This is a genomic window from Flagellimonas hymeniacidonis, from assembly GCF_008040165.1.
GTDB lineage: Bacteria > Bacteroidota > Bacteroidia > Flavobacteriales > Flavobacteriaceae > Flagellimonas > Flagellimonas hymeniacidonis.
In genome coordinates this window covers 280345-298600 of record NZ_VRUR01000002.1, presented here as the reverse complement: position 1 = coordinate 298600, position 18256 = coordinate 280345, and the positions used below count along the sequence as shown (strand labels likewise).

Genomic DNA, 18256 nt, shown 5'->3' with positions numbered 1-18256 from the left:
TCGCTATGCGTGTTACCCTCTTGCTGCTCCTTTTCGTCCCGAAAACGGGACAAAAAATCACACAATTTGACCAAAAAGGACAATTGCTCTTTATCGGAATACGATTCCTTTATTATTTGTTTTTGATCTGTATGGTCTTAGGAAAGTCAAATCAAAATAGTCATCGACCATACAGTAAACCTGCTATATATCAGCTTGATGAAGTTACAAAATTTAAGGGTTTAAACTAAAAAAAGACCCTTCATAATAGAAAGGTCTTTTTGTGCTGTTTTAGCTTTTTAGATATTAAAAAAGTAATCGTAGGTATAGAGGTTTTTAATGGTTTCCTCATCTATCAAACGTTCAAAATCTGCTCCTGTTTTGTCCACATATTTTTTAATGGAATCTCCAAAAAGATAGGTAACATGCTCTCTAGAAACCTTCAATAGTTCCTCTTGCTTTTCTTCGCTTAGATCCTGAAATTTTATGTAAATCATAACTATCCATTTATAATATTCCATTATCAGCGAAACTATAGAAGTTGCCATTTGGAGTAATGATTACATGATCCAAAACTGCTATGTCAAAAAACTGAGCTGCTTTCTGTATTTTTTTGGTCAATTGAATATCAGCATTACTTGCTTGCAATTTTCCCGATGGGTGATTGTGTGATAAAATAATCCCCACAGTTAGGGATTTTAATATTGTGGCAAATAAGATTCTTATGTCCACTAGAGTTCCTGTAATCCCACCTTTTGAAAGTTCATAAATCCCTTTAACCCTATTCGAGTTGTTCAAAAGGACTACTTTAAAGTTTTCATATAGTGCTATGGTGTCCTTATCCCAATACTCGAATAGTAATTCTGCAGCATCAGATGAACTTTTGATGCTAGGTGATTTGGATATGCTAATTCTATCCTTGTAGCTTATTTGTATTTCATTAACTTTGTCTTTCATTGTTTCTTTTTTAAGAGATTAATAATGAAAAAAGAGGGCACACACTACCAGGAGTTGCCCTCTTTCTTTTTTATTTACTACCTAGGAGTAGAATTTCATTTGCTTCCACTTCGGTAACATAGCGTTGGTTTCCGTCATCTGTGGTGTAGCTCCTAGTTTTAAGTTTTCCGACTATTCCAATCTCTTTTCCTTTACCTACATATTGCTCTATAATTTCAGCCGTTTTACCCCAAGCCACAATGGCATGCCAATTAGTGTCGGTTTGCTTTTCGTCTTTAGAGTTCTTGTAATATTCATTTGTGGCTAACGAAAAACGAGCTACTTTCTTTCCGTTTTCTAGTTTAGTGATTGAAGGCTCTTGCCCAACATTCCCAATTAATTGTACGTGATTTTTAATACTACTCATAACTATATATTTAAAAATTAATATTCATTTTCTTTTAAGTGATTTACTTATTATATCCAGAGTGTTTTCCTTTTTGATTTTTTTATTTTCACTTCCTTTTTGGATATTTTGAGATGATTTCATAATTCGATACTTTGATTTACTTCCCATAGAGCCTTCGTTGTTACCTTTTTTGATGCTCTGTCTGATTTAATATTCAGGTTTGATAAGACGTATAAAAAGTGCGAAGTATGAGCCTGGTTTATGCCGTAGTTCAAAACTGAATGTTGTTGTTTTGCTGACAAAAAAATGTAGAGGCGAGGGCTCCGTAAGTGAATTAAAACACTATGGGAAGCTTAAAATGGAAGGGAGAGGAATCAAATTTTAATGCCATTCTTTACTTTAGTACAAAATTCAATCAAATCATCATTTACTTTGTTACAATAAAATAATATATTTGCATTTACTTTGTTGCAAAAAATATCATTTTGACACTAAAAAGAAACCTTTCAAGACAATTACATAAGTGGAAATGCAAACCCAACCGAAAACCTTTAATCGTCAGGGGTGCAAGACAAGTTGGCAAAACCACTTTGGTCAATGAATTTGCAAAAACGTATAAGCACACAATACATCTTAACTTAGAGAAAAAAGTAGATCGTCAGTACTTTGAGCAAACAGATAATGTACAGACTATTATTGAAGCTCTGTTTATTTCTAATAATATTATTTCTAAAGATATTGGCGATACATTACTCTTTATTGATGAAATACAGGAGCAGCCGAAAGCCATACAGCTCTTACGATATTTTTATGAAGAAACTCCAGAACTTCATGTAATAGCTGCGGGGTCTTTACTTGAATTTGCTCTTAAAGATGTTCAAAGTTTTCCTGTGGGAAGAGTCGATTTTTTATATCTCTACCCTTTTAATTTTATAGAATATTTAGAAGCGATTGGTCATCATACAAGTCTGGAACAATTAAAAAATATTCCTATAAAATCTGTTGCACATAAAACCTTGCTTGATTTATTCAATCAATATACCATCATAGGAGGAATGCCAGAGGTAGTTGGCCAATATGTCAATACTAAAAGTGTCATTGATTTATCTTCCATATATGAAAGTATTTGGAGTTCTTATATTAGTGATTCTGAAAAATACACAACAAATACCACAGCAAAGAATGTGCTTAAACATATTATGGCTACAGCTGCATATTCAGTTGATGAACGTATAAAATTTCAAAATTTCGGTAATTCCAACTATAGGTCAAGAGAGGTTGGAGAAGCTATGCGAAATTTACATCAAGCTAAAATCATTCAGCTTATTTATCCTACTACTACTACTGAATTACCAATAATTCCAGACCTAAAAAAATCGCCTAGATTACAATTTTTAGATACAGGAATACTTAACCATATATTAGGTATTAGTGCAGAAATGTTAATGCTGGAAGATTTAAGCCAAAGTTACAAGGGAGCTATTATACCTCATATCATCACACAAGAATTAATTTCTATTCAAAGTAATACATCTGAACTTCCTAATTTTTGGGTTAGAGAAAAGAAACAAGCATCTTCAGAAGTTGATTTAGTTTATGCTATGGGCGGAAAGGTAATCCCTATTGAAATTAAATCTGGAAGTACAGGTTCTTTAAAATCACTTCATCAATTTATAGAGCGTACCAATCATCCTTACGCTATCAGAATATATGCAGGTGAGTTTTCCATACAAGAAACAAAAACACCTAATGGGACTAGATACTTACTTATGAATTTACCTTATTATTTAGGCACATTGATACCCGAGTATATCAATTATTTTATAAAAAGTAATCAGTTATCATAATCCGTTATATTTCATTTTTTTTATATCATTTTGATGAGATAAATCCATACCTTTATCTTGATTGAAAATCATTATACAACAATCTAGTTCAATGAAAAAGGGAGTTATTTAGTTACCTCTTATTCTTTGACATTCTTAAACACCTTAAAAACACTATAACTTACAAGATAGGTTTGAATCCTGTCGAGGTCACTGAAAATAAAGGAGTTCACATAGTTTTGCTTTGGAACTCCTTTTTGTTTTCTCTTAAACAAGAATCTTTCTATCTAGGGACCACTTTTCATTTACGTGTGTCAACCAAATGGTTTCTTACTTACGTGCTACTCATCAATCTTAACCAATTTGGCAGGTGTACTCTTTAAAGAGATTAGGGTGCCTTCTAGATCTGGATACTTTTTTCGGATGGCATCATATTCAGGATTTATGGCATGCTTGCCCCATATGCCCAACATCAATTTTAAATTTCCTTCATTTTCTGGATATTGCCCTTTATCATCGGTCTCAAGAATCCAATCATCCAAAACACTAGCATATTCCATTAATACGTTAGCATATTTAGCATCTTTTGCTAGGTTGTTCAGTTCAAAAGGGTCACTCGGTAGATGGTACAATTCTTCCTCTGGTCGTTCGTCCGACATAAACCTATCTTGTATCTGATTCAATTTTTTTTCATTATGCAATTGGTGCATTACTTTAACGAACTCAATACCATCGAAATCCATATACGTAGGTTGCGTATAAGGTCTATCAATCTTAAAATTGCGAATGTACTTATACTCCTTTGAGCGTACTGAACGAATTCTATCAATGGTAAAATCACAGCGATCTCTGGTAGAAATAACATAATCTCTTTTATATGTATCTGCAAACATATTTTGCCCCTCCATATAACTGGGTATCTCAATATTGGCCAAGGCCAAAGATCCGGTACCAATATCCAATCCATTTATTAAATCTTCCTTGACCATGCCAGGTGCTAACCTGTCAACCTTATTGGTAAAATCGGCAATTATCAGTGGAACATGTAGACCCCCATCATATAAGAATTGTTTGTTTCTGGTCAGTCTCATACCGTGGTCCGAAAAAAAGAACACTATGGTATTTTCCAACAAGCCATTATCGCTTAAATCCTTGATGATTTCCCCAATTTTTTCATCCGTTATTTGAATTGCATCAAGGTGATTGGCATATTCCTCAACAATTGCTTGGTGGTCTGGTAAATATGGAGGCAGTACTATCTTTGAACGATCCACTGGGGTATTTACATTGTCCTTAAAAGTATTGGAAAATATCTCTTTCCCTCCCTTTAACTGTATTTGTCCAAAGAAGGGCTGTTGATTCTTTAGGCTATTCAGGTTTAAATGCACTCCACTTTTGCCATATAGTGGATGCAACTTATAATCTTGGGTGTACAGGTCCTTTCTATCATACATAAAGTTGTAATCATCTTTACCGTTGTTGAAGGTGAAATATCCCGCATGCTTAAAAATTTCTGGAATAGTTTTTAAACTATCAGGTAAATAAATTGCCGATTCTTCTGTTCTAGAACTGTGATGGTTATGTGTTCCCGTGGTGGTAGACATCACCCCGGTAATAAGGCTGGAACGACTTGGCGAACATACAGGTGCAGGCATAAAAACATTGGTGTATACAACACCTTGTTTTGCAAGATTATCAATATTCGGAGTTGAAATAATAGTTGTTCCGTATGCGCCTAACAAGGGAGCGGTGTCTTCAAGAAAAATCCATAAAATATTTGGGCGGGATTCAGGTTCCGTTGATTGTTTTTTCTCAGCACATGAAATACACAATATTGTCGTCAAAACTGTTAATAAGAATCTTGCCTGCCATTTCTTGTAAATCTTCATAGTCATCATTTAATTGGTCGCTTTAAAAGAAATTAATCCTGAAGCTGGGACATTAAAAGAATAGGTCCCGTCGGACAATTCTAGGGCTTCTTTTTTTGTTTCCACACCAAGACAATCCATTATGGTATACTGGAAGTTTTTCGATTTTCCATTGACCACAACTACTATTCTAGCAGCTGTTTTTGCATTGATTATATCAATCTCTTCAAATTTTGCTACATCTATATCTACAATTTGGTCATTAAAGACAGTAATTATTTTTTTTTTGTCTTTGGCTGCTTCAAGCATGGGGTAATTGGTCAATGGGCTTGTTGGGTGAAAATCACCATCCAACAGTACCGCTCTATTCTTAAGCCAATAATCGGTGTAGAATTTAATCATCTTAAAATGGTCTTCGGGAATATCTTCTAGTCTAACTGAGATCTGTGGTACGGAATACAGCACGTTTAACATCTGAAGTGCCGCCACTTCAACGGGTTCATCATAATGCCACATCAACATATCCGAATGAACTGCCGTTGAACCACTCAATAGCCTTAAATCTGAGGTTCTGATTCTATTCACAGATGAAAGATTTGGGCAATCCGTAGCGCGAAACATATTCCCATACTTTCGCATGGCTGGGCCAACATAAGGCTGTCTGAACTCAATCATGATATCTGGTTTGATTTCTTGAAGTGATTTTATCAAATCTGTCATCAATACATCGGTAGCTTCATTAACGGAAGCATAGTCACGCCCATCATCGGTTGTAAATTTGGTGTCCTCATCCGCAATAAACCTTCCTATAAAATCCAATTTAAAACCATCTAGATTCCAATTGTTAGTAGCATCTACATAGGTTTTGATAATAAATTGTCTTACCTCAGGATATCTAGGATCTAAAACATAAGTGCCCTGCCCATTCCAATACCTGAGAAATTTTCCTTTCATTTTCTCATAGGCTTTTGAGTTTTCGCCAGCAAACGGAACGGCGTACCACAAAATAAACTTCATACCCAGCTCATGCACCTCTTTTACAAACTCCTTCATCTCTGGAATCCGTTCTGGTTCCCAATCGCCTGTAAAAGCATAACCTCTATTACTATCTAGGGTTTGCCAGCCATCATCCACAATAATGGATTCAAAACCCATTTGTTTGGCAAGTCTACACTCTGCAAGCAAATCTTTCATCGTTACATTCTGATGATAGCTATACCAGCTAGAATAAACCGGTTTTCGGGCTACTTCGGGAACTTCAACAGGCATTAATTGATCAAAAGAAGACCACCAATCTGCTACCTCCTCTAAGGTCTTTGAATATGATTTTGGTCTTGCATCAAAACGTATTTTAACCTCATAATCCGTCACCGATTGATGCTTTTCCGAAAAGAAGGTGATCTCGTTATAAACAAGTCCGTCTTCTTCTTTAACACCTGAACTCAAAACAACTGTGTTTAGCGCTTCAGTAGCTGCAAAAGTCAATCGATTGCTATCATCATGACCAAAAAGGGTTATCACAGGAGCTTGTTTGGCCAACATGGATCGAACTGAGGAAGGTGCCCAACTAGGACCTATCGTTTTATCATTGAATGCAGCACTGCTCCAATACCCAGCGATATTACTTGAAGGTAATTTCCATTTGAGGGAAAATTCGGGAGGAGTCGCTCCTTTTTGGTGTGTCAGGGATATTGTTAGGATTTCAAGACCGTCACTCAATTTTTCGATAGTAGTTTCAGTTTCAAAATCCCCAAACTCCCCAGTTAATTGAACCTTTTGTCCAGCTAACTCAAAATTCTGTTCTTTTTTTTGGGCAAATAAGGTTCCCGCTACAAGAAAAAATAGCAGAATTACATTGTTTTTTTTACTCATTACCAATCTAGTTTTTCATGTTTTTTTTCTAAATATTGCTTTACGGCTATAATATCTGATTTAGCTGTTAAATCAGGCACATGCTCAGAAAAAGGAATGCCAATAGCGGTGCCCGGGTAGTCTTGAATCATATTCAATAATGCAGTAGGCAATTCTTTTTCGTTTCTTACTTCGTTAAGCGGGCAATTTTTCAGGTATTCATAAAACATGATGCCATCAAACTTAAATATGTTCATACTTACCCTTAATTTGCCTTCCTTGTCCTTGTAACTATCTATCAAATTTAAATCTGGTTTTTCAACAATTTGCTGTAGATAACCTTTGTGATCTAGCTTAGCCAATGCGAAACGGGAGATTCTTTCTTTGGTAAATTCAAGACTATCTCGATCATAGCTTATAAACGCATTTGGACTGTCGGTTTCCCTAAGTGCTTTTAGGGCCTCAACAGAATATAAATTATCGCTATTGCATACGGAATAGGTCGCCATTTTTAATTCTGGGTACTGTTCTACAGCCTGAAAAACTGCATCCGATGTTCCTAATGGCTTTACCCGATCTTTTGGAATGTGCTGCGTTGCGAAGGATATCCATAATCCGTGAAATTTGTTCTCGCCATCTTTACCCCCATAATATTCTTTGAATAAAGTAGCGTTTGCCCCAACGACAATATAGATGTATTTATATCCTGCCTTTTGCGCATTATTTAATAGATAATCCATAAAAGGCCTTTTATCCTTTCCAACTGAAATTAATCCTTTACTGCGTTCATTGGCCTGTGCGATCTCCTCCTGTGTTAAATTTCCTTGATTGGAATCGTCAGTCTTTTTCATTCTTGAAGACGCACCACCTGCAAGAATTATTAAAGTTGTATGTGATTTCATGAGTGTATTTCTTTGGGTTCTATTATTCTTGCTCCAGGATCTACCTGAACCTTATAGGCGTCTTTGGCACCGGCTTTTAGCAATGCGTCAATGATTTTTTCTTCTTCTCCAGCTTTGGCAAGAATTACAATGCTGCCTCCGCGTCCAGAGCCAACTATTTTAGCTCCTAAAGCTCCAGCAGATATAGCTGTGTTTATCATTGCGTCAATTTTTGGTACGGTCAGTTTCAAATAATCTTTGAGTATCTCATGGTGTTCAGTCATTAAAGCACCAATTGATTTTACTGACCATGTTTCCTTTTGAAATTCTTTAACCGCCCTTTGGGTAATATCATGATTTAACACTGCAGCCGAGAGGAATACTTTTAAGTCGTCTGACACATAATTAAGATACCTAGGCAAATCAGTCTTTGTTACCTCTTTTAACTCGAAAGAGGGTATTTTTCCTTTTACCTTATGCACCGCCAGGAGGGCTTTTTCTTTTAATTCACCCAAAACTCCTGTAGTTTGTTTGGGTATACCAGACTCAGCGACTATTAATCCTTTTAAAGGTTTATTAAATATTACATAATTCGCCTTGGCATCAGTTTCCAAGAACATAATGTTTCCTAGCCCTATGCTATATTGATCCATTTTCCCCCCTGGCGAATTGTGGTATTCCACTTCGGTTTGATAAGCAATTTTAGAAACGAGCTCTTTAGTAATTTTTTGATTACATCCAAAAGCCAGCAAAAGAAATTTTATCCAAGCTACTACTACTGCAGATGAGCTCGATGTCCCTGCATTTATGGCTACATTTCCACTTATATGAATGTCATACCCCTTGTTTGGTATGCACCCATACCGAGCTACAACTGCAAGTGCGGTCAATAAGTGGTCCCCCTTCTCAATCTTTACTATTGGTTCCGATATATCAATAACCCTTCTTTCATTAATATCTGGTTTATGAATAATGAATTCCTGGGTATCATTTTTAGTAGCTGTTAGTGTGATGTGACGGCTTATAGCACATGCAATGACCGGTAATTCTAGATAGTCTTGATGATCTCCAAAAAGACAAGTTCTACCAGGGGCCAATGAAACAATTTTTTCTAAAGCCATAAACGGGATTAAAAAATATAAAGATTATTGAAATCAAGTGATACAAGTCATGCTATTAAACACAAATATCAAAGCAAATATATCAAAAAAGTGTTGTCGTACACGCATATTTATGTTAACGTACACATTTTTTTAAAATCCATACAACTTTTTTACTATTTTTGGTTCCATGAGAACTAAACACACTATCAAGGATATTGCAGAAAAAGCTGAGGTGTCAATAGGGACAGTGGATAGAGTGTTACACAAAAGAGGGAGGGTTTCAAAGGCTTCTGAGGAAAAAATAATGGCTGCCATAAAGGAACTCGATTACAAACCTAATCCTATTGCCCAAACCCTTAAAAATGGGGTTATCCATAAAATAGGTGTCTTACTGCCCAATCCCGACTTAGATCCTTTTTGGCGACCTTGTGAGGAAGGGCTTCAAGAAGTAATTTCAGAATATAGTGCTTTCACTGTAGATGTGATCATATACTATTTCAACCCGTTCAAACCTAAGTCATTTCTTCAATTGGGACATAAGGCGTATAGAGATGGGGTACATGCTTTGTTCTTTGTTCCTCTTTTTGACCGTGAAACAAATAGTATTCTTGAAAAGCTAGGCAATACTGATATACTTTTGGGCACTTTTAATAGTCCTCTATCTAACAACATTGACCTTTATGTTGGTCAAGATTTGGTTCTTAGCGGGAAGACAGCAGGAAGACTTCTTCATATGTCTGGTTCGGATAAAGGCAATTTTGCCATTGTTCATATTAATGAATCTTATGAGAATGCAAGACATATGCGCGAAAAAGAGCAAGGGTTTGCCGCATATTGCATGGAGAATGGATTGAATTCTCCTTTAACCATCACCTTAATGACCGAGGAGTTTAAAACAAAACTGGTTTCGTTTCTGGAGTTGCATAAGGACTTGCAGGGTATTTTTGTCACTACCTCAAGAGCTTATGAAGTAGCTAAAGTTTTAGATTCAATCGATAACAATAAGATTTCATTAATTGGCTATGATTTACTTGATCAAAATTTAAAATACCTTCAAAAAGGAATAATTGATTTTTTAATTCACCAAGATCCTAAAATGCAGGCCTCATTAGGATTAAGATATGTAATTGAAAATCTATTGTTCAAAAAGGTATTACCTAAGGAAAAGTTGTTGCCTATTGGAATTGTAAACTCCGAAAATGCCAAAAGCTATGTAGAGCGATCATCGGTCTAATACAGATTGAATTTTAGATAGAACAATACTAGAGCATAATGATTTAAACAAAACAAAAACACCAATAAGCCATGAATTCAAGAAGAAAATTTATAAAAAGTAGTTCAATTTTGGGAGCCGGGGTTGTACTTGCTCCAAATATTGCTTCAGGTTTTGTCTCTAGCAAGTTTGAAGATAAATTGAAAGTTGGTTTTATCGGTGTTGGTCTAAGAGGTACAAACCATCTTACTAATATCCTATTGAGAGAAGATGTTGAGGTAACGGCTATTTGCGATATCGACCCTGCCAGAATAGATTTGGCCAAGGGAATGATTAAACCTGGAGGCGGTAAATCACCTAAGGTTTTTGGAAAAAATGACTACGACTATAGGAATCTATTGGAATTAGAAGATGTGGATGCTGTAATCATTTCTACTCCTTGGTTGTGGCATGTTCGTATGACCGTTGATGCGATGAAAGCTGGAAAGTATGCGGGTGTGGAAGTATCCGCCGCAAATACGTTGGAAGAATGTTGGGATTTGGTAAATACCCATGAGCAAACGGGTACCCACATGATGATTCTGGAAAATGTAAACTATCGGAGGGATGTTATGGCCATTCTCAACATGGTAAAACAGAATGTTTTTGGTGAAACAGTTCATTTTAGATGCGGTTACCAACATGATTTAAGAGAAGTGAAGTTCAATAATGGCCAACAGCCTTATGGAGGAGGAGTTGAATTTGGTGAGAAAGCTATTTCTGAAGCTAAATGGAGAACCGAACATTCTGTAAAGCGAAATGGAGATGTCTATCCCACCCACGGCTTGGGTCCAATAGCAGCAATGGCGGATATCAACCGAGGAAATCGATTTGTTTCGATGAGTTCCTATGCTTCAAAAGCGATTGGATTGCATAACTATGTGGTAAAACACGGTGGGGAGAATCATCCAAACGCCAAGGTGAAATTTAAGCAAGGGGATGTAATCACCTCAACCATTGAAACAGCTAGGGGAGAAACCATTATAATCACCCATGACTGTAATTTACCTAGGCCCTACTCCTTAGGTTTTCGTGTGCAAGGGGCAAACGGTTTATGGGAGGTAGATGGAAACCGGATTTATGTAGAAGGCAAATCGGAGCCCCACCAATGGGATGAGGCCACCTCATGGCTTAAAGAATATGACCACCCATTATGGAAAAAGTTTGGAGAGTATGCTGAAGGTTCTGGTCACGGTGGGATGGACTTTTTTGTAATGAATGCCTTTGTGGAATCTGCAAAGCAAAACATTGCCCCACCTATGGACGCATATGATGCTGCTGCTTGGAGCGCAGTAACACCATTGTCCGAAGTATCTATTGAAAACAATGGGGAACCACAAAATTTTCCTGATTTTACCAGAGGGCTTTGGATAAAAAGAAAACCTTACAATTGGATGAAGGATAGTTATTAGTTCATGCTAAATCAACTCCAAAGCCTGCTCTAAATCCAGAATCAATTCGGTTGCGTTTTCCAAACCAACTGATAATCGCATATCCCCATAGGTAAGACCGGTGGATGCAAATTGTTCCCTTGTCATCTCCTTGACATAGCTAATGGCCAATGCATAAATCAAACTTTCATAACCACCCCAACTGACTGCTATTCGGAACTTCTTTAAATTATTAAAGAAGGTCTTGGCTTTTTCTAAATCATTTGTAGCTAGACGAAAGGATAATAAACCTGAATTACCACTCATCTGTCTTTTTCCTAAATCATACTGTTCAAAGCTCTCTAAACCTGGATAATTTACCTTGACTATTTTTGGATGATTCTCCAGAAATGTCGCCACCTGTAATGCATTAGCTTCATGCGCTTTCATTCTAAGAGGCAGGGTTTTTATGCTTCTAGTAATTAAGGCGGCCTCTGCCGGGGCAATGCGGGCCCCAAGCCATTCATACTCTTTTTCAAAGATTCCACCAATCAATTTATCGCTTCCTATAATCACACCAGCGACTACATCACTGTGACCTCCAATATATTTAGAACAGGAATGCACCTCTAAATCTATTCCCATTTCCAGAGGTTTTTGAAAAAATGGCGTTGCCCAAGTATTGTCTATTACTGTTTTGATATCATTTTTTTTAGCCAAAGCAGCTACTGTAGGAATGTCCTGTAAAGAAAAAATACCAGAAGATGGACTTTCCAAATAGATAAGATTAGTATTTGCTTGAATAGCAGCTTCGAATTCACCCAACTCAACTCCTGAGACAAAAGTGATGGAAACGTTCATTTTATCTTTCAAGTAAGTATAAAGAAGATTGTTGGTTGGGCCGTAAATATTTTTTATCGCTATGATATGTCCATCTTTTTGCGCACAATGCAATACTGCAGCAGAAATAGCACCCATTCCTGATCCAAACAAAAGAGCTCTTTCTCCCCTTGCAAGATCCGCCAACTTTCTCTGGGCAACTTCCACAGTGGGATTATTACCTCTTGAGTAAATGAAACTTTTGGTTCTATGGTCAAAAGCATTACTTATGGCTTCCCAGCTTTCAAATGAAAAGTTGGATGTTTGAAATATTGGAGTGACCATTGCCCCTTCATATGAAAGCTCCTCAGGGCTATTATTATGTTTTTGGTTATTTTTTTTCTTCATTTACCGAATTGCCTTTTTTGTAAAAACATCCTATGCCTAAAATAGCAATTAAGGGAGCTATAATAAGATTTATTAAACTAAGTAACTGAAAATACCAATAATCTCCTACGGCTACACCCATAACAGAAACCATGAACAACGCTGTTGGATGCCATGGCACTAAACTTTCTATCATTGTTCCATAATCTTCCAGTGAACGACTTAGCACTTTTCGATTGATTCCTAGTACATCGTATTTCGTTTTAAAGGCTTCTCCAACAATAAAACTGGTAGCATACTGATTCCCTGTCATTCCGTTGGTTATTCCGGCAGCTGCCAAGGATGATAATATGACTGATGATTTGGTTTTAGCATATGAAAATACTTTTTCGACAATTTTAGGAATGGCATTATTGGTATCAAGAATACCAATAAATAAAAAAACAAAAAGTGCTATTATAATAGCATCGTTTAGAGCATAAAGACCTCCGCGATTAAATAGAACACTAATATTTTCCGGAACGGTTTCTTGCCATACTGCCATGTTGGTATGAAAACCTTTATAAACAGATTGAATTACGTCTTCAAAGCCATAGCCTTGAAAGAGCAGTGCAAAAACACAGGCCACTAATGAAGAGGTGAGTAGCACAGGAATTGTTGGTAATTTTTTAAACGAGCCTATCAAAACAATTAAAACAGGTAGAAGAAGTAAAATATTGAAATTGAAAATAGAAGTGACGGCTGTAAGCGTGGTTTCCAATTCGGCAAAATCACCTACAACTGATTCTGCAGGGTACACAAAACCTAAAATCGTGTAAATAACAGCAGCAATAATTGCAGAAGGCAGGGTGGTATAAAGCATTGAGTTAATATGATCATATAAATCCACCCCAGTTGCTAAAGCTGCGATATTGGTTGTATCCGATAGTGGAGACATTTTATCGCCAAAGAAAGCCCCACCAATAACGGCGCCTGCAACGATAGCAAGATTGGCATTTATTATTGTTGCCACCCCTAATATTACAACCCCTATTGTACCAACTGAGCCATAAGAGGTTCCAGTGAACATCGAAAAAAAGATAGGTATAATGAAGGCCAATACATAAATATAGTCTGGGTTGACCAATTGAATTCCGTAGTAGACGAACATAGGTATCGTCCCAGAAACAATCCAACTTCCTATTACTATTCCAATAGCGAATAAGATGAGAATAGTGGGTAAACCTTTGGTTAGTTTTTTAACTGCATTAGCCAGAATGGTATCCCATGAAAACCCCAAATAGATTAAATGGGTCACCGCGAAAAAAGAAGAGCTAAGGAAAATGATTTCCAAAGGAATTACGGACTGGTTAAAAAAATACGGCCTTAGAACTAAGCCGTAAACAATCATTCCTAACAAAAATAAAATAGGTAAAGCGCTGTGAATTAACTTATCAGCTTTAATCGACTTTTTTTCCATCTTAGTTTTTTGTTAGGCGTGTCATACCAGATGTAGATACATTGAAACCTAATTTCCATTTTACCACCTCTTTGTTTTTACTTTTTAGGGCTAAAAAGCAAGAGCAGGAAGTTAAACGAATTATTTTGATTTTGTGAATGAGTTTTACGTATAGTTGGGCTATGTTTAATAATTTCAAAATAGTTTATAGTACAACGGTCTTACCAGGTATTGGAATTGGATAAGAACCATCATCATTGGGCATAACAGGTGGGTTTGCATCCCAAGAAAGCTCTTCTGGAACCAAACTCAATTCAGATTTCATAGCTTCTTCCCATGTTACTACCTTACCACTGTAAGTGGCCATCCGCCCTAATATTGCGGTCATTGTACTTTTAGCTCCATATTCACCATTGTTTATGACTTCCTTGTTTCTTATAGAAGCAAAAAGTCTATTATGTTCTTCCTGGTATGGGTTATGTCCTTCGCTATTTGAAATGGAATGCAATTCTTTTCCATTGATATCGAAGATTTTAGCTGTCCCTGCATCATTGGTCACTACGGTACCTTTTGTACCTTGGAATGCTTCTCCCACTCGGTACATCGTATTTGGTTGATGCCTGCATTGGCTGGCCACCACGGCACCACTGGGGTATGTGAATTCTACGAAATGATGATCGAAGATTTCTCCATATTCCTTACCTGTACGTACCAAACGCCCACCCATGCCTTGAGCAGAAACAGGGTATTCACCTATAAACCAATTGGCAACATCAATATTATGTATGTGCTGTTCTAAAATATGATCTCCGCATAGCCAATTAAAATAATACCAATTACGCATTTGGTATTCCATTTCAGTATATTCTGGTTTTCTTGGTTTAACCCAAACACCACCACTGTTCCAATAGACCTGACCAGAAACTATCTTACCTATAGAGTCATTTTTAAGCAAATCCAATGTTTGCAGGTAATTTTCCTGATAATGGCGCTGTAGACCAACCACAACGTTCAATTTCTTGGATTTGGCCACTTCTGCCATTTCCAAAACTTTCCGAATTCCCGGAACATCCGTGGCCAAAGGTTTTTCCATAAACACATGTTTGTCATTTTCAACGGCGTAGGCAAAGTGCTGTGGCCTAAAACCAGGTGGCGTTGCTAAAATGACAACATCAGCTAAATCAATTGCTTTTTTATAGGCATCAAAGCCAACAAAACGGTTTTTCTCTTTTACCTTGATTTTGCCAGTGCCAGCATATTTTTCACTTAAGTTGTTAAAACTGCTGGTGAGTCTATCCTCAAAAGCATCGGCCATTGCCACCAATTCAACATTGTCATCGGCTTGTAGAGCTTGATCAGCTGCGCCTGAACCACGGCCACCACAACCCACGAGTGCAAGCTTTAATGTTTTGTTCTCAAATACATTGGCCATTGCCCCAACATCTAATGTTGGCAATAGCATACCTGCGGATAAAAGGGTAGTGTTTTTAACAAAATCCCTACGGGTGTTTTGTCTTTTTGAGGTCTTGTCTTTTTTCATCTTCTTATGTGTTTTCAAAGTTGTTATTGCTATTCTTTCCCAAGCCAATAGCTATTTTGCTCTTTTTGATTTGGTGTCATGTATGGTCTTATGATTCTAAAACCTACAAAAGGAGCATCGGTGTGCCACCATTTGCTTTTTGGGAATTGTGGGTCTCGCTGTTTCCAAACAGGTTTTGAAAATGCTCTTGATGCACTGCGCAACATTTCTGGAGAATCTTTATATGATCCTCCACGAATTACCGCGGGATATTCTTTTTCAACTTGGATATAGATACTTGTACTTTCTGTATAGGTATTCGCATTATACTGATCTAAGGTCCATTCCGCAACATTGCCATACATATCATATAATCCCCATGGGTTTGGCTTTTTTTTGCCAATTTCATGGTAGGTTGCTCCACTATTATCTGAAAACCAGGCATATTCCTCTATAGAGTCATCATCATCAAAAGAATAGGCACCTGCAGTTCCAGCTCTAGCTGCATATTCCCATTCGGCTTCGGTGGGTAATCGGTAAAAGACCCCCGTAATTGCGGAAAGCCATTCACAAAATTTTGAAGCCCCTAATTGTGTTACATTTCCAATGGGCAAGTTTTTTCCAGTTCCCATCCCTAAACTCATATCAACATATGGGATGGTTGCACCAGCTACGGCATCTACTTTTTTTTCTACTTCTTTGCCTTTCTCAGCAAATACCACATTGTCCAACTCACGTTGTAAAAAAAGATTATAGAGTTCCCACGTAATCTCATAACTGGACATCCAGAAACCTTCAATATCCATTTTTCGTTGTGGCCCTTCATCTTCATCCCTTCCTTCCTCACTGTCTTGACTTCCCATGTTAAAAGAACCACTAGGAATTGCAACCATTTCAATTTTCAATGTTGTTGCAGGTAATTTTTGTGAATATTTATCACTTTTTTGGGCTATTACTGATATGGTGAATATCAGTAATACGACTAGTACTATATTTTGTTTATGAATCATTTTATTTTCTCAAAAAAAGGGACGGTAGCTAAATTCACCGATACCTCAATTTTTTTTTCTCCGTTATACGTTTTTCCGTTAAATCCTTTCCATTTCCCATTGGGCAACCATACATAACGTTTGGTTTGATTTTTTTTTAGAATAGGTGCTACAAGAATGCTATCTCCAAGAAAGAATTGATCTTGGATATTCTCATATCCAGCATTTGGGAACACATACTCCATATTCCTGACAATTGGTTTTCCCGTTCTAGCAGCATTTTTGGCAAGGTCCAAAATCAGGGGTGTGAATTTTTTCCGAAGCTCAATTGATGCTTTTACAGCTTTTAAATAGTGATCATCCAGTATCCTCCAAGGGGCTACCGAAAATTGCATCATGGGCATTAAGGCATGCACTTGGGCAGAACGAACTATCAATTCTTGGTCTATGGTTTTGGTATTCAAAAAAGAATTGAATTCACCTCCTCCAATCATATCAGGACAAGTAAACGCGTATCCCATTAATCCCTGTGCAGTGATATTAGGTATCAAAGTTTGTAGGTCATTCCAATTATGACCTTTATCTCGAAGTCTTTGGACCAAAGGTTTGCCTGCCATTTTCCAAGTGGCTCTATATTCATTTAACGGAAAATCGAGCCCGATTTTGGCAAATAACTCGGTATGGTCATTGGGCAATATTTTTTTTTGGTGACTCTTTAACCAAGACGGATAAAAGACTGCATCACCAGCATCCAGTTTAAAACCATCAACTTCATATTCATCAACCAAGTATTGCAATTCTTTTTTGAACCATTCTTGTGCATTGGGGTTGGAAAAATCCAAAAGGGCACTATACCCGTTCCACCAACCGATCATGGCCACATTGCCAAAGTAGGAAACAGGAGAACCTGCCACAGCCTGATTTTTGGGATACTTAAGAAAAAGCCCTTGTTTGGAAGCACTTCTAAACACATCGGTATCTGGACTCACAAAGGGGCAGACCCAAAGCATAACTTTGAACCCTAGTTCATGCAATTCTTTCATCATGGATTTTGGCGAGGGAAATCGCTCCGGATGGAACCTCCATTTACCATAGGCCTCTTGCCAATTGTCATCAATCATCAATACCCCTGGTGGAAAACCATTATCGATAATGGCGTGAGCATAGGCCAAAATATCTTTTTGATTTTGGTTATAGATCAGTTCAATCCATGTATTATATTGAGGTTGTTCAAACAATAAGGCATTTGGCATTTTTCCATCTGCCGGAAAGTAATTTTTTGAAGCAAAGCCAAAGGCACCTTTCAAGTTATGGTTTCCCTCTTCAACAAGAATTTCACCACTTCCTTTAATTATCAACGAATCACTGGAAAAAGAAAATTTGAAAGGAGTCTCAGACCAAATTACTCTTCCCTTGTTAGACAATAACAAAGGTTGCGCTTGATTACCTTGCAGGTTTCCATACATATCGTATGCATACCCAGTTTCAAATGGCATTTTTATTCCATCATTTACAGCTCCTCCCCACCATCTTTCTCCATCAATGATTTTTATGCTTTCCTGTCCAAAACTTAAAAGACAAAAAAGTATAAAAGTGAATATTAAAATACTATTCTTTTTAATCATTCGC

The 18256-nt window shown here is 37.0% G+C and carries 15 protein-coding genes; 3 read left to right on the top strand and 12 right to left on the bottom strand.

All coding sequences use genetic code 11. The features are described from left to right. Positions 1-278: 278 nt before the first annotated feature. The 3 genes from FVB32_RS10185 to FVB32_RS10175 all read right to left on the bottom strand — a co-directional run bounded on the left by FVB32_RS10185 (position 279) and on the right by FVB32_RS10175 (position 1342). Positions 279-476: a hypothetical protein gene (locus FVB32_RS10185; RefSeq protein ID WP_147743693.1), complete on the bottom strand. Its 198-nt coding sequence runs from the start codon at positions 474-476 to the stop codon at positions 279-281. A gap of 10 nt (positions 477-486) precedes the next feature. Beyond that, positions 487-936, bottom strand: coding sequence for a JAB domain-containing protein (locus FVB32_RS10180; protein WP_147743692.1), 450 nt, complete (start codon positions 934-936; stop codon positions 487-489). Positions 937-1006: 70 nt separating this feature from the next. Next, a complete protein-coding gene (locus FVB32_RS10175; protein ID WP_147743691.1) occupies positions 1007-1342 on the bottom strand; it encodes a single-stranded DNA-binding protein in 336 nt (111 codons plus the stop codon). Positions 1343-1809: 467 nt separating this feature from the next. On the opposite strand from FVB32_RS10175, the gene FVB32_RS10170 reads away from it, so the two are divergent. After that, positions 1810-3171, top strand: a complete 1362-nt coding sequence (locus FVB32_RS10170) for an ATP-binding protein (RefSeq protein WP_147743690.1) — start codon at positions 1810-1812, stop codon at positions 3169-3171. Positions 3172-3491: 320 nt separating this feature from the next. Here FVB32_RS10170 and FVB32_RS10165 read toward each other — a convergent pair whose 3' ends face one another. Genes FVB32_RS10165 through FVB32_RS10150 form a run of 4 tightly spaced genes read right to left on the bottom strand, consistent with a single transcriptional unit; the run spans position 3492 to position 8871 of the window. Next, positions 3492-5039 carry a sulfatase family protein gene (locus tag FVB32_RS10165; RefSeq protein ID WP_147743689.1) on the bottom strand — a complete coding sequence of 516 codons (1548 nt, stop codon included), beginning with the start codon at positions 5037-5039 and terminating at the stop codon, positions 3492-3494. Positions 5040-5048: 9 nt separating this feature from the next. Continuing rightward, positions 5049-6890: a glycoside hydrolase family 36 protein gene (locus tag FVB32_RS10160; RefSeq protein WP_147743688.1), complete on the bottom strand. Its 1842-nt coding sequence runs from the start codon at positions 6888-6890 to the stop codon at positions 5049-5051. Beyond that, positions 6890-7771 (bottom strand): sugar phosphate nucleotidyltransferase, encoded by an 882-nt coding sequence (locus FVB32_RS10155; RefSeq protein WP_147743687.1) that lies wholly within the window; start codon positions 7769-7771, stop codon positions 6890-6892. Before FVB32_RS10155 ends, FVB32_RS10160 begins: the two co-directional genes overlap by 1 nt. Then, positions 7768-8871 carry a GHMP family kinase ATP-binding protein gene (locus FVB32_RS10150; protein ID WP_147743686.1) on the bottom strand — a complete coding sequence of 368 codons (1104 nt, stop codon included), beginning with the start codon at positions 8869-8871 and terminating at the stop codon, positions 7768-7770. Before FVB32_RS10150 ends, FVB32_RS10155 begins: the two co-directional genes overlap by 4 nt. Before the next feature lie 169 nt (positions 8872-9040). Here FVB32_RS10150 and FVB32_RS10145 point away from each other — a divergent pair, with 169 nt between their 5' ends. Both FVB32_RS10145 and FVB32_RS10140 read left to right on the top strand, forming a co-directional pair. Then, complete coding sequence (locus FVB32_RS10145; RefSeq protein WP_147743685.1) at positions 9041-10087, top strand: LacI family DNA-binding transcriptional regulator; 1047 nt, start codon at positions 9041-9043, stop codon at positions 10085-10087. Between the two features lie 71 nt (positions 10088-10158). Continuing rightward, positions 10159-11517 (top strand): Gfo/Idh/MocA family protein, encoded by a 1359-nt coding sequence (locus FVB32_RS10140; RefSeq protein ID WP_147743684.1) that lies wholly within the window; start codon positions 10159-10161, stop codon positions 11515-11517. A 6-nt stretch (positions 11518-11523) separates the two neighbouring features. On the opposite strand, the gene FVB32_RS10135 is transcribed toward FVB32_RS10140, so the two are convergent. The 5 genes from FVB32_RS10135 to FVB32_RS10115 form a co-directional block, all read right to left on the bottom strand. After that, complete coding sequence (locus FVB32_RS10135) at positions 11524-12702, bottom strand: trans-sulfuration enzyme family protein (RefSeq protein WP_147743683.1); 1179 nt, start codon at positions 12700-12702, stop codon at positions 11524-11526. Then, complete coding sequence (gene nhaC / locus FVB32_RS10130) at positions 12686-14140, bottom strand: Na+/H+ antiporter NhaC (protein ID WP_147743682.1); 1455 nt, start codon at positions 14138-14140, stop codon at positions 12686-12688. Before nhaC ends, FVB32_RS10135 begins: the two co-directional genes overlap by 17 nt. A 184-nt stretch (positions 14141-14324) precedes the next feature. Next, on the bottom strand, positions 14325-15659 hold the full coding sequence (locus FVB32_RS10125) for a Gfo/Idh/MocA family protein (RefSeq protein WP_147743681.1): 1335 nt from the start codon (positions 15657-15659) through the stop codon (positions 14325-14327). 29 nt (positions 15660-15688) lie between these two features. Next, positions 15689-16648: a formylglycine-generating enzyme family protein gene (locus FVB32_RS10120; protein WP_147743680.1), complete on the bottom strand. Its 960-nt coding sequence runs from the start codon at positions 16646-16648 to the stop codon at positions 15689-15691. Then, positions 16645-18252 carry a glycoside hydrolase family 31 protein gene (locus FVB32_RS10115; protein WP_147743679.1) on the bottom strand — a complete coding sequence of 536 codons (1608 nt, stop codon included), beginning with the start codon at positions 18250-18252 and terminating at the stop codon, positions 16645-16647. Before FVB32_RS10115 ends, FVB32_RS10120 begins: the two co-directional genes overlap by 4 nt. Between the last annotated feature and the right edge of the window lie 4 nt (positions 18253-18256).

Excerpts from the sequence above, each read along its gene's own strand:
- FVB32_RS10185 (WP_147743693.1), bottom strand. The coding sequence starts at position 476 with ATGATTTACATAAAATTTCAGGATCTAAGCGAAGAAAAGCAAGAGGAA.
- FVB32_RS10180 (WP_147743692.1), bottom strand. The coding sequence starts at position 936 with ATGAAAGACAAAGTTAATGAAATACAAATAAGCTACAAGGATAGAATT.
- FVB32_RS10175 (WP_147743691.1), bottom strand. The coding sequence starts at position 1,342 with ATGAGTAGTATTAAAAATCACGTACAATTAATTGGGAATGTTGGGCAA.
- FVB32_RS10165 (WP_147743689.1), bottom strand. The coding sequence starts at position 5,039 with ATGAAGATTTACAAGAAATGGCAGGCAAGATTCTTATTAACAGTTTTG.
- FVB32_RS10160 (WP_147743688.1), bottom strand. The coding sequence starts at position 6,890 with ATGAGTAAAAAAAACAATGTAATTCTGCTATTTTTTCTTGTAGCGGGA.
- FVB32_RS10155 (WP_147743687.1), bottom strand. The coding sequence starts at position 7,771 with ATGAAATCACATACAACTTTAATAATTCTTGCAGGTGGTGCGTCTTCA.
- FVB32_RS10150 (WP_147743686.1), bottom strand. The coding sequence starts at position 8,871 with ATGGCTTTAGAAAAAATTGTTTCATTGGCCCCTGGTAGAACTTGTCTT.
- FVB32_RS10145 (WP_147743685.1), top strand. The coding sequence starts at position 9,041 with ATGAGAACTAAACACACTATCAAGGATATTGCAGAAAAAGCTGAGGTG.
- FVB32_RS10140 (WP_147743684.1), top strand. The coding sequence starts at position 10,159 with ATGAATTCAAGAAGAAAATTTATAAAAAGTAGTTCAATTTTGGGAGCC.
- FVB32_RS10135 (WP_147743683.1), bottom strand. The coding sequence starts at position 12,702 with ATGAAGAAAAAAAATAACCAAAAACATAATAATAGCCCTGAGGAGCTT.
- nhaC (WP_147743682.1), bottom strand. The coding sequence starts at position 14,140 with ATGGAAAAAAAGTCGATTAAAGCTGATAAGTTAATTCACAGCGCTTTA.
- FVB32_RS10125 (WP_147743681.1), bottom strand. The coding sequence starts at position 15,659 with ATGAAAAAAGACAAGACCTCAAAAAGACAAAACACCCGTAGGGATTTT.
- FVB32_RS10120 (WP_147743680.1), bottom strand. The coding sequence starts at position 16,648 with ATGATTCATAAACAAAATATAGTACTAGTCGTATTACTGATATTCACC.
- FVB32_RS10115 (WP_147743679.1), bottom strand. The coding sequence starts at position 18,252 with ATGATTAAAAAGAATAGTATTTTAATATTCACTTTTATACTTTTTTGT.